This is a genomic window from Nibrella viscosa, assembly GCF_039541875.1.
In the GTDB taxonomy this organism is placed as follows: Bacteria; Bacteroidota; Bacteroidia; order Cytophagales; family Spirosomataceae; genus Nibrella; species Nibrella viscosa.
Window position 1 is genome coordinate 28,865 of the sequence record NZ_BAABHB010000003.1, and the last position, 18,812, is coordinate 47,676.

General features: G+C 55.1%; 13 protein-coding genes. 8 read left to right on the forward strand and 5 right to left on the reverse strand.

Annotated features, from left to right (window positions below):
* Window positions 1-21: 21 nt before the first annotated feature.
* Window positions 22-879 carry a lipoprotein signal peptidase gene (locus ABD931_RS08710; RefSeq protein ID WP_345266048.1) on the forward strand — a complete coding sequence of 286 codons (858 nt, stop codon included), beginning with the start codon at window positions 22-24 and terminating at the stop codon, window positions 877-879.
* 73 nt (window positions 880-952) lie between these two features.
* Here ABD931_RS08710 and ABD931_RS08715 read toward each other — a convergent pair whose 3' ends face one another.
* From ABD931_RS08715 to uppS, 5 genes are all read right to left on the reverse strand, one after another.
* Complete coding sequence (locus tag ABD931_RS08715) at window positions 953-2,557, reverse strand: hypothetical protein (protein ID WP_345266050.1); 1,605 nt, start codon at window positions 2,555-2,557, stop codon at window positions 953-955.
* Window positions 2,558-2,786: 229 nt separating this feature from the next.
* Window positions 2,787-3,464 carry an OmpH/Skp family outer membrane protein gene (locus tag ABD931_RS08720; RefSeq protein WP_345266052.1) on the reverse strand — a complete coding sequence of 226 codons (678 nt, stop codon included), beginning with the start codon at window positions 3,462-3,464 and terminating at the stop codon, window positions 2,787-2,789.
* Window positions 3,465-3,480: 16 nt separating this feature from the next.
* Window positions 3,481-4,107: an OmpH/Skp family outer membrane protein gene (locus tag ABD931_RS08725; RefSeq protein WP_345266054.1), complete on the reverse strand. Its 627-nt coding sequence runs from the start codon at window positions 4,105-4,107 to the stop codon at window positions 3,481-3,483.
* A gap of 154 nt (window positions 4,108-4,261) precedes the next feature.
* Window positions 4,262-6,874, reverse strand: a complete 2,613-nt coding sequence (gene bamA / locus ABD931_RS08730; protein ID WP_370469314.1) for an outer membrane protein assembly factor BamA — start codon at window positions 6,872-6,874, stop codon at window positions 4,262-4,264.
* 113 nt (window positions 6,875-6,987) lie between these two features.
* Entirely contained in the window at window positions 6,988-7,725 is a 738-nt protein-coding gene (gene uppS / locus ABD931_RS08735; RefSeq protein WP_345266058.1) for an undecaprenyl pyrophosphate synthase, read from the reverse strand.
* Between the two features lie 342 nt (window positions 7,726-8,067).
* Between uppS and ABD931_RS08740 the strand changes: the two genes are divergently transcribed.
* The 7 genes from ABD931_RS08740 to ABD931_RS08770 all read left to right on the forward strand — a co-directional run bounded on the left by ABD931_RS08740 (window position 8,068) and on the right by ABD931_RS08770 (window position 18,749).
* Entirely contained in the window at window positions 8,068-9,009 is a 942-nt protein-coding gene (locus ABD931_RS08740) for a fasciclin domain-containing protein (RefSeq protein WP_345266060.1), read from the forward strand.
* Window positions 9,010-9,074: 65 nt separating this feature from the next.
* Window positions 9,075-9,443: an MBL fold metallo-hydrolase gene (locus tag ABD931_RS08745; protein WP_345266062.1), complete on the forward strand. Its 369-nt coding sequence runs from the start codon at window positions 9,075-9,077 to the stop codon at window positions 9,441-9,443.
* A gap of 85 nt (window positions 9,444-9,528) precedes the next feature.
* Window positions 9,529-10,401, forward strand: a complete 873-nt coding sequence (locus tag ABD931_RS08750) for an FKBP-type peptidyl-prolyl cis-trans isomerase (protein WP_345266064.1) — start codon at window positions 9,529-9,531, stop codon at window positions 10,399-10,401.
* Between the two features lie 254 nt (window positions 10,402-10,655).
* A complete protein-coding gene (locus ABD931_RS08755) occupies window positions 10,656-13,412 on the forward strand; it encodes a TonB-dependent receptor (RefSeq protein ID WP_345266066.1) in 2,757 nt (918 codons plus the stop codon).
* 82 nt (window positions 13,413-13,494) lie between these two features.
* Entirely contained in the window at window positions 13,495-15,198 is a 1,704-nt protein-coding gene (locus tag ABD931_RS08760; protein ID WP_345266068.1) for a helix-hairpin-helix domain-containing protein, read from the forward strand.
* Window positions 15,199-15,248: 50 nt separating this feature from the next.
* Window positions 15,249-17,645 carry a TonB-dependent receptor gene (locus ABD931_RS08765; protein ID WP_345266070.1) on the forward strand — a complete coding sequence of 799 codons (2,397 nt, stop codon included), beginning with the start codon at window positions 15,249-15,251 and terminating at the stop codon, window positions 17,643-17,645.
* A 21-nt stretch (window positions 17,646-17,666) separates the two neighbouring features.
* Window positions 17,667-18,749, forward strand: coding sequence for a DUF4249 domain-containing protein (locus tag ABD931_RS08770; protein ID WP_345266072.1), 1,083 nt, complete (start codon window positions 17,667-17,669; stop codon window positions 18,747-18,749).
* The last annotated feature ends 63 nt before the right edge of the window (window positions 18,750-18,812 follow it).

Genomic DNA, 18,812 nt, shown 5'->3' on the forward strand with positions numbered 1-18,812 from the left:
GGAGTTCCGTATTTTTACAAGATGATTCACAAAAGCCCATTAAAGTTCTTTTTGTTCAGTCTGGCTCTGATCGCCCTGGATCAGGCGGTAAAACTCCTGGTTCACTTCAACATGGAGCCCGGCTTTCCGGGTCAGATTAAACTCATCGGTGACTGGTTTAAACTCCATTATGTGCTGAACCCCGGTATGGCCTTTGGGATGCAGCTCGGCCACGAATACGGCAAACTGCTGCTGAGCGTGTTCCGGCTGGTGGCAATGGCCGGTATCGGCTGGTACCTGATCTACCTGGCCCGGCGGGGGGCACCCGATGGGCTGCTGTGGGCAATGGCTATGATCCTGGCCGGGGCCGTCGGGAACGTCATCGACAGTACGTTCTACGGTGTGCTGCTGGGGAACTCACCATACGGCTCACCCACACCCTGGTTTCACGGGCAGGTAATCGACATGGTTTTTATCGATGTCTGGGAGGGCTTTATTCCGGACTGGGTGCCGGTCTGGGGTGGTCAGTACTACTCAACGCCTATCTTTAACATTGCCGACGCCTGCATTTTTGTCGGCGTTTGTATGATCCTGTTCTTCCAGCGTCGCTTCTTTGGCGAGCATACCGACGAGGAGGGTATGCTGCCGCATGGGGAGCTTCATCCGGAAGAAGTAGACATTGTACCGGCAGCCGAACTGGAGAGTACCCACCATGCTCACCATCATGAAGAGCATACGCTAAGCGCCCATCAGGAGGTGCCCGTGGCTGAAGCGGATAATACTGTTGAGGAGATACAAAACGAAACCGGGATAGTTCCGGCCGAGCCGGCTGATCCGGAGCCGTTTTCGCCCGAGCCGGAGGGGCCGGTTGACCGGCGAAAAGATCCGACAGACCAATAACAAAAGCTCCGGCAGCAACGCCGGAGCTTTTGTTTGTGTGCCGATGGGGGCGCTAAGCGCTGATTTGCTCCGACTACTTCCGCAAGCCGACCGAAGCGGTTTCTTCCAGGGGCGCAAAGTCTTTAAACGTCCGTTTCAGGGCCTTATCGGTCGCTTCTTTCTTGTTCTGCCAATTGGCATCCAGCTCCAGCGCAACCAGACCGCTCAGGCTCATAGAGGCCCGGAAATCATCCAGCTTTTTGACAAAATCCGGCGACCGGCGGGCCGCCTTCAAGGCAAACTCGCGGGCAAAGACATCGCCCTTGTTCTGCAGCTCGCTTTTCTTGTTCATCACGTAGTTGAAGCGATCCAGCAGGTCTTTCATCGATTTGCCGATTACCTCGGTTGCCTCCAGGGTGCCCATGGTCATTACGGCCGTGCCACCGATGGCCGAGATCAGCCGCTGGTTCTGCTGCGCCGTTTGCGTTGCCCTGATCGAGGTAATAGCCGGGGTTACGCCGGTAATGGCACCGAGCGAGGCATTGGCCACCGACCGGCCCCGCTTGCCCTTTTTGGCTTTACGGTAGCCTTTTTTCAGTTCTTCTTCCTTATCCTGCAGTTGCTCCAGCAGATTCCAGGCACTCACCAGCGCCTGCCGGTACTGCGTGTAGTAATAACGGTCTTTCTCAGCTTCGTTAATGGTATTTACAACCGTAAAAGAAACCTTCTTCTCTTCCCGGTTCTGCGACTTATCCAGCGCAAAGAAGGTGAGCTGCACCCGCAGCGAATCATACGGATCTTTTACAAAATCGTAGCCGGGCGTCCAGATAAATTCGTACTGGTTATTGGTATTCCGCACCAGCGCACTTTTAGGCACCTGCTGGTTATCAGCCAAAAAATCAAAGGTCGTAATATCATCGTCGCCGTTCTGGTCCGACAGGTAGAACTTCAGGTTGACCGACGCATTTTCCTTCAGTCGGTAATGCGTTTCTTTGGGCACAACGGCAATTTCGGGAGCCAGGTCAATCTGCGTTACCTCTACTTTCAGCCGGCCCCTGGTGCGGCTTTTGGCCGGCTGGTCTTCTGCCCAGAACTCGATATACATGGGCTTGTTTTTAAGCTGATTGAACTGGTTTAGCGAAAGTGTCCAGGTCAGCTCACCCTGCGCCGACAGTTTGCTGCCCTCGGGCATCTGGTCGGCAATGGGTATGAACACAATAGGATCGTTGTCTTCGTCGCGCACCACGGTCGGGTCCAGCTTATAGACGTTCTGCGTCCGGTAGCGCACGTAGAAGGGCCGCAACTCCCCAATGGTGGGTGGGCGGTTAACGTGCGTTACCCGGAAGTTGACCGTTTGTGTCACGGCATCGCCCCGGTTGTTGCGTACCTCAAAAATCACCGGAATGGTTTTAGCCGTTTCGGTGCGGTCGACCAGATCATAATCCGGAGTCCAGCTAAACTGCCCCAGCGAGTCGCACTGCATACCGTCCAGTTTCCCCTGAGCAATCGAGAAAAAAAGGCTGTCGGCCGGTGCGCCGGTCGCTTTAAGGTCAACGTGGAGCCGCTGACCTTCGGCAACGGTATTCCAGCCACGCTGCTGCGGCAAAATCAGTTGTAAGGGTTTGCTATCCTGTGCGTAGCTGGTAAAGGAGGTTAAGAAAAGGCTTAGACCCAGTAGTGTCTTTAGGTGTTGATACATATCGGGTAAGTCAAACCAATGGTTTCAATGTAAACGCAAAAGTAACGTTTAGATTTTACGGACTGGCAGTGAATATGATACTTTAAAGTTTTTCTAAGGAAAAAGTAACCTTTTGTTGCACTTTTCTTACTCCATATAGTAACTGTACCCTATGCTGGGGTTTTTGCGGGTAAACAACAAAAAATGCCAACCGGTTTCGGCTGGCATTTTTTGATACCCCGGGTGCTGATTACTTTTTCTTCGGTGCCGTATTGGCCGGTGTAGTGGCCGGACGGGTAGCGGCCGGCGTGGTTGTCGGCGACGCCGTAGTTGCCGAGGCATTTTGCGGCTGCGGAGTTACCCCCATTTTCTTCAGGACTAGTTCGGTTACATCGCCTTCTTTCGGCGCGAAGAGCAGGATCGGGGTAGTACCGGCACCAGCATCGATGTTGAAAATGTATGTAAACCCATTCTCTTTCGCTACCGCGTCGATGTTGGTCTGGATTTTCTGGACCACCGGATTTACCAACTGCTGGTATTTGGCCTGTAGTTGCGACTCAGCGTTACGCTGAAACTCCTGAATGCGGGTTTGCAGGCCCTGCAGTTCCTTCTCCCGATCGGCCCGGATTACATCCGACATCTGAGCCGCGCCTTTTTCGTAGCTGGCCAGTTTGTCTTCAAATTCCTTCATCAGGCGCTTCATCTCGTTTTCAGACTGGGTGCGCTGAATGGTCAACTGATTGGAGATTTCCTTGCTTTCCGAAGTCTGCGACAGAATATAATCAATATTGGTATAGCCCAGCTTCAGCGGTCCTGCAGCGGTTGTTGAGGATTCTGCCGGGTTTACCGGATTTTGAGCTTGTGCCTGTGCGCTCAGACCACCCATCATAAGGGCTGCAACGAACGCCATGACCAGATTTTTCTTCATTCGGTTTTGTAATTTACTATTTTGGTTTTGTGGTTATTCTGTTTGATGCATTCCCCGGACTGGTTCCGGTACCGCTGGAGGGCTGATTCACCGTGCCGGCGGCTGTAGTTCGATTAGCTTTGTTGTCAGTCTCCAACCCCAGTTCTTCCATCACGTAGTCGGTATAATCATGCCGGGGGTTGGTGTACAACATGACAAAATCGCTGGCCTTGTCAAACACAAAATCGAGCTTTTTCTGGGCCGCCACTTTTTCGATGGCTCGGTTAACTAACTCCATTGGTCCCTTCATGAGTTCCTTTTTCTTCTGAAAAAGAAGGCCTTCGTACCCGAAAACCTTGTTGTTGTACGCCCGGGCTTCCTGTTCCTTCTCGCTGATGATGCGCTGGCGTTCCCGCTTCATGTCTTCGGTCAGCAGGATTTCTTCGGCCTGGTACGCCTTGTGCAGTTTGTCTATTTCCAGGTATTTATCCTGAATATCCTTCGACCACTTCTCGGTAAACTTGTCAACCTCAGTCAGCGCCTTCTGGTAGTCCGGCATCTTACTGAAGATAAATTCTGTATCGACATACCCGAATTTCTGGGCCTGCGCCGGGTCTGCCAGCCAAACGGAGAGCAAAATTAGAAAAACCAATCCTCTTTTCATGCGATCACTAAGTATTTTTTGGCAGCACCCGTATGTATAACGATTTGATAAACAGTTTGATTCCCGGCGGCATCTCAACCATTAGACACGGTATGCCTGCTGAGGTTTAATGCCTTATCTGGTTTTCAATGCTAACGTTATACGGCCGGTTTTCTTATCTGAACTGCTGACCAATCGTAAAGTGGAACTGACCGGTGTTCTTCTTTTGCACGCCCGGAATTTCGTCGAAACCCCAGCCGTAATCGATGCCGATCAGACCAAAGGCGGGCATGAAAATTCGGGCACCCATACCGGCCGACCGCTTGATGTCGAACGGGTTATACTGCCGGTAGCTGCCCCAGTTGTTACCCCCTTCCAGGAAGCCCAGCACAAAGATGGTTGCCGAGGGATTGAGCGATACCGGATAACGCAGTTCCATCACGTATTTGTTGTACACAACCCCACCCTGACTGCGCTGGTTGAAATCAACTACCCGGTTGTTATCTGCCGTGTACACGCTGCGATCCTGATAGCCGCGCAAACCGATGATGTCCTGTGCCAGGGCAAACGTACCCTGACCGGCCAGACCGGACCCACCCAGCACGAAACGCTCGAACGGACCAATTTCGGTACGGGCATTGTAGCTGCCCAGGAAGCCCATATGAGCGCGGGCGTTCAGCACCAGCTTGCCGAATACAGTCTGAAACCAGCTCGCGTCGAACATCCATTTATGGTATTCCACCCACTTGAAGCGATCTTCGGCCGCCGGCTTATAGTCCTTTGGCCGGAATACCGAATAGGGGGGCGTTAGTGAGGTACTCAGCGAGAACGACGAACCGCCCCGCGGGAACTGCGGGTTATCGATGCTGTTGCGGGCCAGCGTGGTATTGAACGTGAAGTTGTTGGAAATACCATCCCGGTAGCCGTTAAAAAACAGATCGAGATTGGTCAGGTTATACCGCTGATAGCTGATGGAGTTGCTCAGGGTAAAATAATCGTCGGGTACTTTCAACTGCCGGCCCAGTCCCAGCGTAAAGGCGGTATTAGTATATGAACCAATTGGCTGTAGCCCCCGGATAGAACGGGTAAACAGGTCTAACTGGTTAAACGATCTGAACACCGTATGGCTCCAGCTCAACGAGAACGCGTTAGGCTTGCGGCCACCCAGCCAGGGTTCGGTAAACGTTGCCGAGTAGGTCTGGAACTGCCGGCCATTGGCCTGGAATCGGATGGCCAATCGCTGCCCGTCGCCGGCCGGCAGAGGCCGCCAGGCGTTCAGGTTGGTAATATTTTTGGCCGAGAAATTGTTGAACGAAAGTCCCAGTGTACCCACAAAGCCGATGAAACCACCCCAGCCACCGGATAGCTCGATCTGGTCGTTGGGTTTTTCTTCGACAGTGTATTCAATATCAACTGTACCGTCGGGCTGCGGTACTGGGTTGATACCGATCTTTTCCGGGTCAAAGTACCCCAGCGTGGCTAATTCGCGCTGCGTCCGGATAATGTTGGTTTTAGAAAACTTCTGCCCCGGCAGGGTCCGGATCTGGCGCATCACCACATGATCGCTGGTTTTGGTGTTGCCGTTCAGGATAACCCGGTTAATAGTGGCCTGCTTGCCTTCAAAAATCCGGATTTCCAGATCGATGGAGTCGCCTTCGATGGTCTTCTCAATGGGCGTTGCGCTGTAATACAGGTAACCGTCGTCCATATACACCGAACTCAGATCCTGCCCCGGATTACCGTTCATGCGCTTCTCCAGGTCTTCCGGGTTATACACATCTCCTTTTTTGACACCCAGAATCTCGCGCAGGCGATCGTCGGTGTAGAGATAATTGCCTTCGAATGTAACGTTGCGGTAGTAATACTTCTGCCCTTCATCAATCTGCATCCGGATGTTGATCGAGCGGTCGTTGTGGGCAAACACCGTATCGTCTTCGATCACAGCGTCGCGGTAGCCCAGTTTGTTATAATACTCGATCAGCTTCTGCTTATCTTCTTCGTACTTTTTGGGGATAAACTTGGAAGGCGTAAAAAGCCGGCCGAAACGTTGTTCTTTCGTGCTTTTCATCTTCATCCGTATCTTGCTTTCGGGCACTTCCTCGCGGCCCACAAATTCAATATTATTAATCTTTACCTTCTGCCCTTTATCGACCAGAACGCGCATGGTGGCGTTGTTCCGGCTGCTGTCGGGAATGGTGGTGATCTTGACTTTGGTGTTCAGAAAGCCTTTATCGACAAAATATTTCTTAACCGCCAACTGGGTGTTTTTGATGATGGTGTTGGTGATAATCTTCCCGATGTTGATTTTCACCTTGTCTTTGAGCGCGTCCTGCTCGCCTTTGCGAATACCGGCATAGGTGATGCGGTATAGCCGTGGCCGCTCCTGCACTTTCACGTTCAGATAAATGTCGCTGCCGTCTACTTTGGTCACCAGCAGTTCTACATCGTCGAGCAGGCCCGACTCCATCAGTTTGCGGATGGCCGAGCCGTCGGCCTCACCGGGGAGCCGCACCTTATCGCCTATTTTCAGGCCCGTCAGCGACACCAGCGAGTTGGGGTCGAGGTAGCGGGTGCCTGTAACGGTCAGGCCGGCAATGGTGTATTCCTTGGGGTCGGCGTAGTTGGCAAACTCATTGACAGGGGCCGCCGGTGTTGTGGGGCGGCCAACACCTACCCGCACCTGAGCCCGAAGGCTGGTCGGCAGCAGAACGGCAACCAGCAGGCTGATCCGGACGGCTTTTTTTAACAAAGAAGTAGTAAGAACGTTTTTTAAATTAGATGTATCCATTCCAGTAAGTAAAAACGCTGCATAGTGCTGCGGGTGCCGTGAGGCTACTTATCTTTTTTTCAGTGCCTTATGCCGGACCAACTCCGGCTGCCGGCGGTCCGACAGCGGAATCGTTACCTGACCAGTTGCTCGCTTATTTTACCGAACCGACGCTCCCGTTTCTGGTACGAAATAATAGCCTCGTAGAGGTGTTCCCGCCGGAAATCCGGCCATAACACATCCGGAATATACAGTTCAGAATAGGCCAGTTGCCAGAGCAAAAAGTTGCTGATCCGCATCTCGCCACTGGTCCGGATCATCAGTTCGGGGTCCGGCATACCGCGCGTCGCCAGGTAATCGCCAAACATCGATTCGGTAATGTCGCTAACCTGCAAATTCCCATCCCGCACGTTGGCGGCAATGTGCCGCACCGCTTCCAGAATTTCCCAGCGGCCGCTATAGCTCAGGGCCAGCACCAGAATCAGCCCGGTATTGTTCTCGGTAGCCCGCATGGCTTCGGCCAATTCCCGCTGGCAATCTTTGGGCAGGCTTTCGGTGTTGCCGATGGTCGCCAGCCGCACGTTATTGTCCATCAGCGTTTTAATTTCGTCGCGTATGGTGTGTACCAGCAACTGCATCAAGGCGTCAACTTCCAGTTTTGGCCGGTTCCAGTTTTCGGTCGAAAACGCGTACAGGGTCAGGTACTTTACACCCAGTTCAGCACAGCCTTCGGTCACTTCGCGAACGGCCTTAATTGCGTTTCGATGCCCAAATACCCGGGCTGCTCCCTGCCGTTTCGCCCAGCGTCCGTTCCCGTCCATGATAACGGCTATGTGTTGAGGCAGATTGCTCCGGTCTATATGTTCTTTCATCCAGCCGAGGAGGTTTTAACAAATATTAACAGACTGTTTCAGTACGGGTCAGCCTCCGGCTGGCCCATCAGATCGCCGAAGCGGCCGTTAGGCTAAAAAGCCTTAGCCGGATCTTAGCCGCTGTTGCGGCTGGCCCAGCCGGAGACTGACCCGTACGATAACAGCCTGCGAAGTTACGCAAACGGCAGGCCGTTTCAAAACATACTAAATCAGTAGATAAGCGGTGCCGGAGCAAACCGGATAACCTGGGGGTTTAGACCGGGCGTTATTTTAAGGGCTATGCAAATGAATGCCAGTTTTTCGTTCTATGTTTGTCATAGTCCTATTTAACACACCTGTTACATGCTTTTATCCAGTACCCGCAGCCGCCAACTTTCTGTGCTGACGCTGCTGATGCTTTTGCTGACCGGCTGCCAGCCAACCGACAATGCACAGCCCAAAACCATTGCCGATATTATTCTGGAGAACAACGAGTTTACCCTGCTGCGGACAGCTATGCTGCATGGCGGTATGGCCGACGCCCTGAAAGGAGCCAATCTGACCTTGTTTGCACCCAATGATGCGGCTTTCCGGGCATCGGGGCTGGCCGATCCGGCGGCTGTTACGGCCTTGCCGGCCGATTCGGTGCGCCGGCTGATTCAATACCATGTGCTGGGTGGCCGGATTATGTCGACCGACGTCAATCTGCCCGGCGGCACCAATCAGGGCGTAGTTACGGCCGGTGGTGCTACGGTCTTTCTGCTGAAAAACAACGACCAGCTTTTTCTGAATGGTGTAAAGATCAGCCAGGCCGACCGGGTAGCCGCCAACGGCACCCTACACGTTATCGACCGGGTGCTGAACCCCTCGTCCGGTAACCTGCTCACCACGGCTAAGGCCCGGGGGCTCAATTTGCTGGTGGCAGCCGCCTTACGGGCCTCCTCCACCAACCCGGCGCTGCTGTCGGCCCTGACGGGTGCCGACGTGCAGATTACCCTGTTTGCTCCGTCGGATGCCGCTTTGCGGGCGGCCGGGTATACCGAATCCAGCATCAGCACTGCCAATCCGCAGACCCTGGCCGGCCTGCTCTCCTACCATGCCTTACCGGGGGTGTATTTCGCCAGTCAGTTCCCGTCCGGCCAACTCAATACGTTGCTCAGCAACAACCGGGTAACCGTGACTACGCTGACGAATGCCGTATTTGTCAGAGGCAACCGGAATCCAACGTCTATTCCGGTCCGGACCGCCGATATCGTATCCAACAACGGGGTTATTCACATCATTGATCAGGTGTTGCTGCCTTAATCCGTTCGCCTGCCATATTGCCGGAGGTAGCTCCTCAGGCGTTTTTTAATTCATATAGTCAGCCTATGATCGCCAAAATTCTACTTGCTTTGCTGGCGCTGGTGGTAGTTGCCGCCCTTGTTGCCCTCGTGATTGGCTACGCCATCTCCGGGCCAACGTACGGTCCCATGCGGCTGGCCCTGATTCCGATTGGCGCGTACCGGCCCCCGTGGTTTATGGCTCCGGTTCACTGCTCGCCCGCCGAAGCGGTGGAGATTCATAAAGATGTTTGTTCACAGCAGAGTGTAGCCATCCACTACGGCACCTTTCCGCTGGCCGATGAGGAAGAAATGGAGCCTGTTACCGATTTGCAGAAGGCACTACAGCAGCAGTCGATTCCGGCGGAAAAATTCCGGGCGCTGGCGGAAGGGAAAGGCTTTGTGTTAGAAAATTAAGGTAATTTTAATCCGAATTGCAACGTTTTTGCCTTATTCGGAGTCTAGGTAGAAGTTGCCTACTATCCATTTACGTGTTGAATTCATGGTACAAAAAATTAGTCCTCTTTGGAGTCTTGTGTTGCTGGCCGGTTTAGCCGCGTGTAAAAACAATTATGTCGATCCCGACCAGACAGCCGCCGAGCAAAACGAAACGGCGATCAAAAACTACGTTGCCCAGAACAACCTGAACGCCCAGCGGTCTGGCTCAGGCTTATACTATGTCATTACCAAAACGAACCCGAACGGGCGCAAAGCCGCTATCGGCGACGAACTGGAGTTTTCCTATAAGCTGTTTACGCTGAGCAATGTCAAAGTCGACAGTTCGAAGAAAGACACGGCCGTTTACCTGCCCTTCGGTGTAAATGCCATGCTGCCGGGTCTGGAAGAAGGCTTTTCGCTGATGCGGGAAGGCGAAAACGCTACCCTGCTGATGCCGTCCTATCTGGCCTACGGCAGCCGGTCTCAAACCCTGATTCCGGCCAACTCCGCCGTTCGGTTCGACGTGCAGCTACTGGGTGTCCGCACCGAGGAGCAGCAGATTGCCGATTACATTACCCGCCGGAAACTGACGGTAACGGAGACCACCTCCAGCGGTGTACGCATTATTAAAACAACCGCCGTGCCCACGGGAGCGGCTCTGACAACCGGCCAGACCGTGAAGGTAAACTATGCCGGGCGGTTGCTGCGGGGAGCCACCGACTTCGACAAAGGGACCATTGATGTGACGCTGGGCCAGCGGCAGGTGGTAACGGGTTTTGAAGAAGGCATCAGCCGGTTACGGGTGGGCGAAAAGGCCACCATCATCTTCCCGTCGGCGCAGGGTTACGGCACCCAGGGGCGTTCCAGCAATGGGGTGTACGTCATTCCGCCCTATGCCCCGCTGGCATTTGACATAGAAATAGTGTCGGTGCGCTGATTGCCCCCTTACCGGCGAATAGGCAGCCCTCTGTTTTGTCCAGTCTCCGCTTCAACCGGTGCTGGCCAAGGCAGAGGGCTTTTTTAGACCCGAGGCTGCAAAGATCGGGCAAAAACTCCTTCTTCACCTAAATGGTAAAACATTACCCCCAACGTAATGTGTTTAGCTATGTTAGTTTATAGTTTTAGTCGCTTTTCTTTTGTCAGTTTATGTGTAACAAGTATTTCGTTTTCCGCTTTTCCAGCTTATTTACAATGTGGTTGCTTGCCGGTGCCGCCGTGTTGGCGCAGAGTGTTCGGGGCCGAGTTACCGACGTAACCACCGGAGCCAATCTGCCGGGCGTTTCTATTGTGGTCGTGGGCACCACTACCGGTACCACCACCAATGGCCAGGGTGAGTACACGCTGCGGCTGGACCCCGGTTCGTATACGCTACGCGTAAGCTTTATAGGGTATCAGACAGAAACGGTTCCGGTTCAGGTAACCGCCGGTACAACGGCTACCGTCAACGTATCCCTGCGGGAGAGCCTGGCCAGTCTGAACGAGGTGGTTGTGGTGGGTTCCCGCTCGACGCAGTCCCGGACCAGTACCGAGACCGTAGCGCCGGTCGACGTGATCCAGTCCCGCGATTTACAGGCAACCGGCCAGGTCGACCTGACGCAGCAGATTAACTTTGTGGCACCTTCGTTCAATTCGTCGCGGCAGACCATCGCCGACGGTACTGACCACATCGACCCGGCCACCATCCGGGGGCTTGGGCCAGACCAGGTGCTGGTGTTGCTGAACGGTAAACGCCGGCATAACCAGGCCCTGATCAACATCAACGGCACCATTGGCCGGGGCTCCGTCGGTACCGACCTGAACGCCATCCCGGCAACCGCCATTGAGCGCATTGAGGTGTTGCGCGACGGAGCGGCCTCGCAGTACGGCTCCGACGCCATTGCCGGCGTGATAAACCTGCGGCTGAAAGAGCGGCCCGGCACTACGGTGAACGCTCAGCTTGGACAGCAGTACGCCGGCGACGGCCGGGTGGCGCAGGTAGGGGTGAACCACGGTTTCAAAATCGGCAACGAAGGATTTCTTAGCCTCACCGGCGAATTCCGCCACCGGGGTGCCACTAATCGGGTCGGCGATTATACCGGTCCCGTCTATGTGAACTGGAACGTTGGACGGGCAACTGGAGAAACCGATGCCGCTTATGTAGCTCGTCGGCGTACCTTATACGATCAGGACCAGGCGTTGATCCGGCAGAACAATTTCAATCTGTCCAACAATATGCAGATTGGTAACTCCCAGGTCGACAATATTGGTTTCTTTTTAAACTCCCGGATACCCATCAGCGCAAAAGCCGGCTTTTACGCGAGTGGTGGTATCAACTACCGGAAAGGGAAAGCCGCCGGCTTTTACCGGTATCCCTTCCAGACGGCGCAGGTAATTGCGCCTTTGTATCCGAATGGGTTCCTGCCCAATATTGAATCGACCATCAATGACCAGTCGCTGCTGGTGGGCGTCAATGGCGAGTCCAACGGCTGGCGGTGGGACATCAGCAACGTATTTGGCGGGAACTCCTTCCGCTTCGATGTGACTAACTCCAATAATGCCTCGCAGTTTGCCCAGGGGGCGAGTGCCCAGACCAGCTTTTATGCGGGTACGCTGAGTTTTTACCAGAATACGGCCGACGCCAGTGTTGCCAAAGATTTTGGGTCGCAGATCGGGCTGAAGTCCTTCAACGTCGCTTTCGGTGCTACGTACCGTTACGATATGTACAGGATTAAAGCAGGGGAAGAAGCCTCGTATCGCAATTTTGCTCCCGATGCCATCCCAAGCCGGATCGGAGGCTCTCAGGTATTTCCCGGTTATCAGCCGGCCAATGCGGTCAACGCCAACCGGAACGTAGCTGGAGCCTATGTAGATATTGAAACCGACATAAACGAAAATCTGCTGCTGAATACGGCCGGGCGTTATGAGAATTATAGTGACTTCGGCGGTAATTTTGCCGGTAAGCTGGCGGCCCGCTACAAGTTTACCGATGCCTTCTCTGTTCGCGGTACCATCAGCAACGGTTTCCGGGCACCCTCACTGCACCAGCGGCACTTCAGCGCCGTAAGCACCGTTTTTGTGTCGACGGGTCAGTCCGTGGAGCCGCGCCAGACGGGTACCTTCCGGAATGACAGCCCGATTGCCCAGGCTTTTGGGGTGCCGTCACTGACCGCCGAACGGTCGGTGAACTATAGCGTGGGCATTACGTCCCGGCCGGTATCGAACATGAGCATTACCATTGATGCCTACCAGATCGACATCCGCGACCGGATCATCTACAGCAATCAGTTCTCCAGGGGTACGTCGGGTGCCGGTCTGATCGTGGCGAATATCCTCAACGGAGCCGGGCAGCAGGATGTCAATGCCGCCCAGTTCTTCTCCAATGCAGTAAATACCCGGACGCGGGGTATTGACGTGGTGATTGCCACCAGTCCGCGCCTGAACCGGGGAACGCTGGACCTGACCCTGGCGGCCAACGTCAACGAAACCCGCATTGTGGGTGCCATTCAGCGGCCGACCAACCTGCCGAGTGATGCAGTATTCGGGAACTTCCTGTTCAACCGGCAGGATAGTGCCCGGCTAACTTCGGCTCAGCCCCGGAGCAAGATTTCGCTCAACATGAACTACCGGCTGAATAAGTTCGGGGCCGTCCTGCGGTTTACCCGTTTCGGCGAAGTGCTGACATTAGATCCGGCCAATCCGCTGCTCGATGAGCGGTTCAGTCCCAAACTGGTAACGGACTTCAATGTCTCGTACCGCATTCTGCCGACGGTAAACCTGACGCTGGGAGCCAACAATATTCTGGATGTGTACCCGGATAAGCTGTCAAAGAATCTGTACCCCACGCCGGAGCGGTTTGGGGCGGCCGTGCTGGATAACTCCTCCTTTGGGCGGTTTGTTTACAGCCGGGCGGCTACGCAGTTTGGCTTCAACGGCGGGTATTACTTCCTGAACGTGTCGGCCAGTTTCTAGCACACAACTTTCCTTAACGAAAAAGCCACGGTGGATTGCCTGCCGTGGCTTTTTCGTGTCAATGTTTTAGCTTTACGTCATCATGGATAATAGCGAAATTGTTGATATACTGGAACTGACCGGCCGCCTGATGGAGCTGCACGATGCCGATGCTTTTCGGGTCCGTGCCTACCAGACTGCCGCCTTCAACCTCGATAAAACCACCGAACACCTGGCTCAGCTTTCGGCGGCCGATCTTATTAAGCTGCCCGGCGTCGGTAAAATGATGGCCGGCAAAATCCGCGAGATGGTGGAAACCGGTCGGCTGCAGGATCTCGACGAACTGCTGGCCCGCACGCCGGAGGGGGTGCTGGAAATGTTCAAAATCAAAGGCCTGGGCGTTAAAAAGATTAAGACCATCTGGCAGGAACTGGGCATCGATAACCCGCGCGATCTGAAGATTGCCTGCGAAAACGGTCAGATTGCCCGGATCAAAGGCTTCGGTGAGAAAATGCAGGAAAAAATTCTGCAATCGCTGGAGTTTATGCAAAGCCAGTCGGGCAAAGTGCGCATGGACCGGGCGGAGGCTTTGGCCAATGTACTCCGCGATGAGCTGCTGACGCATTTTGCGCGGGTAGAGATCAGCGGGCAGGTACGCCGGCAGGCGCAGGAGGTGGATACCATTCAATTGCTGATTGAAACCCCCGATCCGGTAGCGGCCCAGCGGGAACTATCGGAACTGTCGTTTCTGACCCAGCACGAAGCCTTGTCGTCGCCGTTTGCCTGGCGGGGCGAGATGCAGGGCAGCGACGTACGGATCGAACTGCTGCTGTATCCTAAAAATCAGATCGACCAGCGGCTGTTTGTGTACACGGCGACCGAGCCGCACCTGACGCAGACCGGCCCCACGGGGCAAACCCTGCTGCAGGTGGCACTTACGCAACCGGCGGCTACCGAAGACGAGATCTACCGCCGGGCGGGGCTTCCGTACATCGTTCCCGAAATGCGCGAAAACGCCCACGCCTTCGACTGGGCGTCGCGCCATACCAATGACGAACTGGTCACCTGGGAAGACCTGCGGGGTATCCTGCACAACCACAGCACCTGGTCGGACGGCAAACATACGGTAGAGCAGATGGCGCTGCATTGCCGCGAACTCGGCTTTCAGTATTTCGGCATTGCCGACCACTCCCAGACCGCCAGCTACGCCAAAGGCCTCGATGAGAGCCGGGTGCGGCAGCAGCAGGAGGAGATTGACCGGCTGAATGCGCAGTTTGGTCCGTCGTTCCGCATTTTTAAAGGAACAGAATCGGATATCCTGAGCGACGGCTCCCTTGATTTTGAGGAAGAGACGCTGGCTTCGTTCGACTATGTGGTGGCCTCGGTTCACCAGAACCTGACCATGTCGCTCGAAAAAGCCACCACCCGCCTGCTGCGGGCCATTGAAAACCCCTACACCACCATCCTGGGCCACCCCACCGGCCGGTTGCTGCTGGCCCGCGAAGGCTACCCCATCGACCACCGCGCCATTATCGACGCCTGCGCCGAGCACCAGGTCGTGATCGAAATCAACGCCAGCCCCTACCGGCTCGACATCGACTGGCAGTGGATCGACTATGCCATGGAGCAGGGTGTCATGCTCAGCATCAATCCCGATGCCCACGAGATGGCGGGTCTGCTGGACATGCGGTACGGCCTGGCTGTGGGACGAAAGGGCGGGTTGACCCGCAAAATGACGTTTAACGCCTTATCCCTGCGGGAAATGAACACTTATCTACGGGAACGGAAGCGCAAATTGAGTAAGTAGTTGTAAATTACCTGCTTTTCCGGCAGTACCATCTTCCCTATCCCTATTTTATGCCTGTTCGTTTACTCCTGCTATGCCTTTTTAGTCTGCCCTGTTGTGTCTTTGCCCAGAAAAACGCTGATGGTGTGTATTCCCTGACGGGCTACGTTCGGGATTCGGTCACGCGGCAACCCATTCAGGGGGCCAATATATTTATTCTGGAAACGCGCCGGGGCGTTACGACGGGCCGGGATGGCTTCTTCATCCTCTCCGTTCCCGCCGGTACCTATACCGTGAAGGTTTCGCACGTGGGTTTTAAGCCCATTGTGACCAGTATGAACATCCGAGAACTGGTGTACCGGGAGGTGCTGCTGGCCGACGATACCAAAAACCTGGAGGAAGTTACGGTAACGACCGAAGCGCCCGACCGCAATGTGCGCAAGGTAGAACTGGGGGTGACACAGCTTGCCATTAAAAATATCAAGCGTATTCCGGCCTTTATGGGCGAGGTCGATGTTGTGCGCAGCCTGCTGCTGCTGCCGGGCGTCAGTACGGTAGGGGAGGGCGCACCGGGCCTGAATGTCCGGGGCGGCAGCACCGACCAGAACCTGGTGCTGATGGACGAAGCGCCAATCTTTAACGCCAGTCACCTGATGGGGTTCTTTTCGGTTTTTAACCCGGATGCGGTCCGGGATGTTACCCTGCACCGGGGCGGTATTGCGCCAGGCTACGGCGGTCGGGCGTCGTCGGTGCTGGACATAAAAATCAAGGAGCCGGATAACCAGCAGTGGACGGTAAACGGCGGTATCGGGCTGGTATCGAGCCGGTTGGGGGTAGAAGGCCCCATCGTGAAAAACAAATTTTCTGTACTGGCGGCCTCCCGGCTGGCCATCAACGACTTTCTGTTCAGGCTGGGTCCCGTAAACCTGCGCGACACCCGCGCCAATTTTTACGATTTCACCACCAAACTTAAGTACCTGCTCAACGAACACCATACCATTACCTTCACCGGCTATGCCGGAAAGGATGTGTTCAAGCTACCGTCCGACTCCCTGGCGAGCGTAGAAGTGAATGCCTCTTCGACCCAGTACAACTACCAGACCATCAACGGCACTCTCCGCTGGAATTACTCCATCAACGACCGGCTCAATCTGGCCACCACCGCCATTCTGAGCCACTATGCCTCGGAAAACGTAGCGCCCGACTCGTCCAACGCCTTCCGGCTGACCTCGTCCATTCTGCATCGCCAGTTGAAAGCCGATCTGAGCTTTCTGGCAAATGATTTTCACAGCCTCCAGGGCGGGCTGAGCGTCATTGACTATCGGATTCAGCCTAACCAGTTGATACCCGGTCCGTTCTCCAACGTGCTGCCGGTAACCCTGCCCATTGAGCGGGCGTATGAGCTGGCGGCTTATGTGCAGGACGAGTGGACGGTAAACGACAACCTGTCGGTGATGGCCGGTCTGCGCTACTCGGAACTGCTGAACCGGGGCCCCGCCGAGGTGCGCACCTACCAGGAGGGCGTGCCGAGGGAGCCCGAAACGGTAGCCTCCGCAAAAACCTACCGGTCGGGGGCCATTTACAACCGCACCGGCGGTTTTGAACCCCGGCTGGCCCTGCGGTTTACGCTGGCAGAAGGCCAGTCGATCAAAGCGGGTTACAACCGGATGCGGCAGTATATTCAACAGATCACCAACACCACGGCGGCCCTGCCTACCTCCCGCTGGGCGCTCAGCAACCCATATATTTTGCCGCAGATTGCCGACCAGTGGTCGGTAGGCTATTTCCGCAATACGTCCGGCAATATGTACGAGCTGTCGGCGGAGGTGTATTATAAAACCATCCGGAACGCCATCGACTACAAAGACGGTGCCCAACTGGTGCTGACGCCCGCGCCGGAAACCGAACTGCTTCAGGGGCAGGGCAGGGCCTACGGCCTGGAAACGATGGTCCGGAAGAGCAAGGGCTTCTGGACCGGCTGGGCCAGCTACACCTACGCCCGCACGTTTCTGACTATCGACGGCCCGTACCCGGAGGAGCGGATCAACAACGGCAACGCGTACCCGGCCAATTTTGATAAGCCTCATACGGTTAATATAGCTGCCGTGTACCGGCCCAGCACCCGGTTCAATATCTCGCTGAATTTCACTTACAGCACCGGGCGGCCCGTTACGCAGCCCTATGCGCGGGCCAGGGTCAACGGCGTGATCGTGCCGATTTTCATCGACCGAAATCAGCAGCGCATTCCCGATTACCACCGGCTCGATTTTTCGATGCAGTTTGAACAGGACCCCGCCAAAAACAAGCGCTGGCAGAGTAGCTGGATCTTCTCGGTGTACAATGTCTACGCCCGCCGGAACGCCTATTCGGTCTTCTTCAAGATGAACTCCCGGTCACTGACCGATGCCTATAAGCTTTCGATCTTCGGCACGGCCTTCCCCTCCCTAACCTATAATTTCAAATTCTAAGCGCCAGACCACCCTATCTGTATGAAACGCCCTGTCACTGCCTCCCCGTATTCCCCCCTTTCTTCCTTTCTCCTTTGCGTCCTTTTCCTCTCCGCCTGCGTTACACCTTACCAGCCGGAAACGCAGACCATGCCCCGCTCGCTGGTGGTTGAGGGTCTTATTACCGACCGGCCCGGACCCTATACGGTGAAGCTGACCACATCGGCCGACTATTCCTTTAAAAGCGTGAATCTGCTGGTGAACGGAGCCACGGTAACCATCAGCGACAATGCCGGTAACCAGGAGGTACTGAAGGAGATCGGCAGCAGCGGCAGCTACCAGTCCAGCCCGACCGGTATCCGGGGGGTGGCCGGCCGGACCTATACGCTGACCATTCAGACCCGCGACGGCAAACGGTACGTGTCGGAACCGGAGCTGCTCAAAGCCACCCCGCCTATCCTGAAGGCTTATTACGAGTTCCGGGAAGACCCCTACGCCCTCACCAGCGATAAGATCAGCGGCTGGGACGTTTACATCGACACCAAAGACCCCGAAACAAGCGGTGACTACTATCAGTGGAGCTGGACGCATTATGAGCAACTGGTAGCCTGCCGGTCGGTGACGGACTCCCGAACCAACATTACTACCGACTACTACTGCTGCACGCCCTGCTGGGAAATCACCCGCTGTTACGACTGCGTCAACATTAATTCTGACGCTAACATCAACGGAAAAGCCATCAGCCGCCAGTTTATTATGCGGGTGCCGTTCACTTCGTTTTCCCGCTACTATCTTGAAGTCGAACAAAAGATGATCAGCCGGGGGGCGTACCAGTTCCTGAGCAGCGTGAAAAAGCTGACCCGGAACACAGGTGGTCTGTTTGATGCCGCGCCGGCCTCGGTGCGGGGAAATATCCGCTGTACCAGTCATCCTACAGAGGTGGCCTACGGGTATTTTGGTGCCGCCGGTATTTCGGTCGTGCCGCTGACGGTCGAGCGAACCAGTGGTATCGGAAATCCACCCGCCGGCCGGCCCTGGAATTTCCCGTATCCGTCGAACCCGCCCTGCGTGGCCTGCGAGAACAATGAGTACCGGACACCCGTAAAACCCCAGTGGTTTAATTGAACCGGCACCGGTAAATAAAGGAATGGGAAACATAATAAGCGGCAGCTTACGTTATTACGGTAC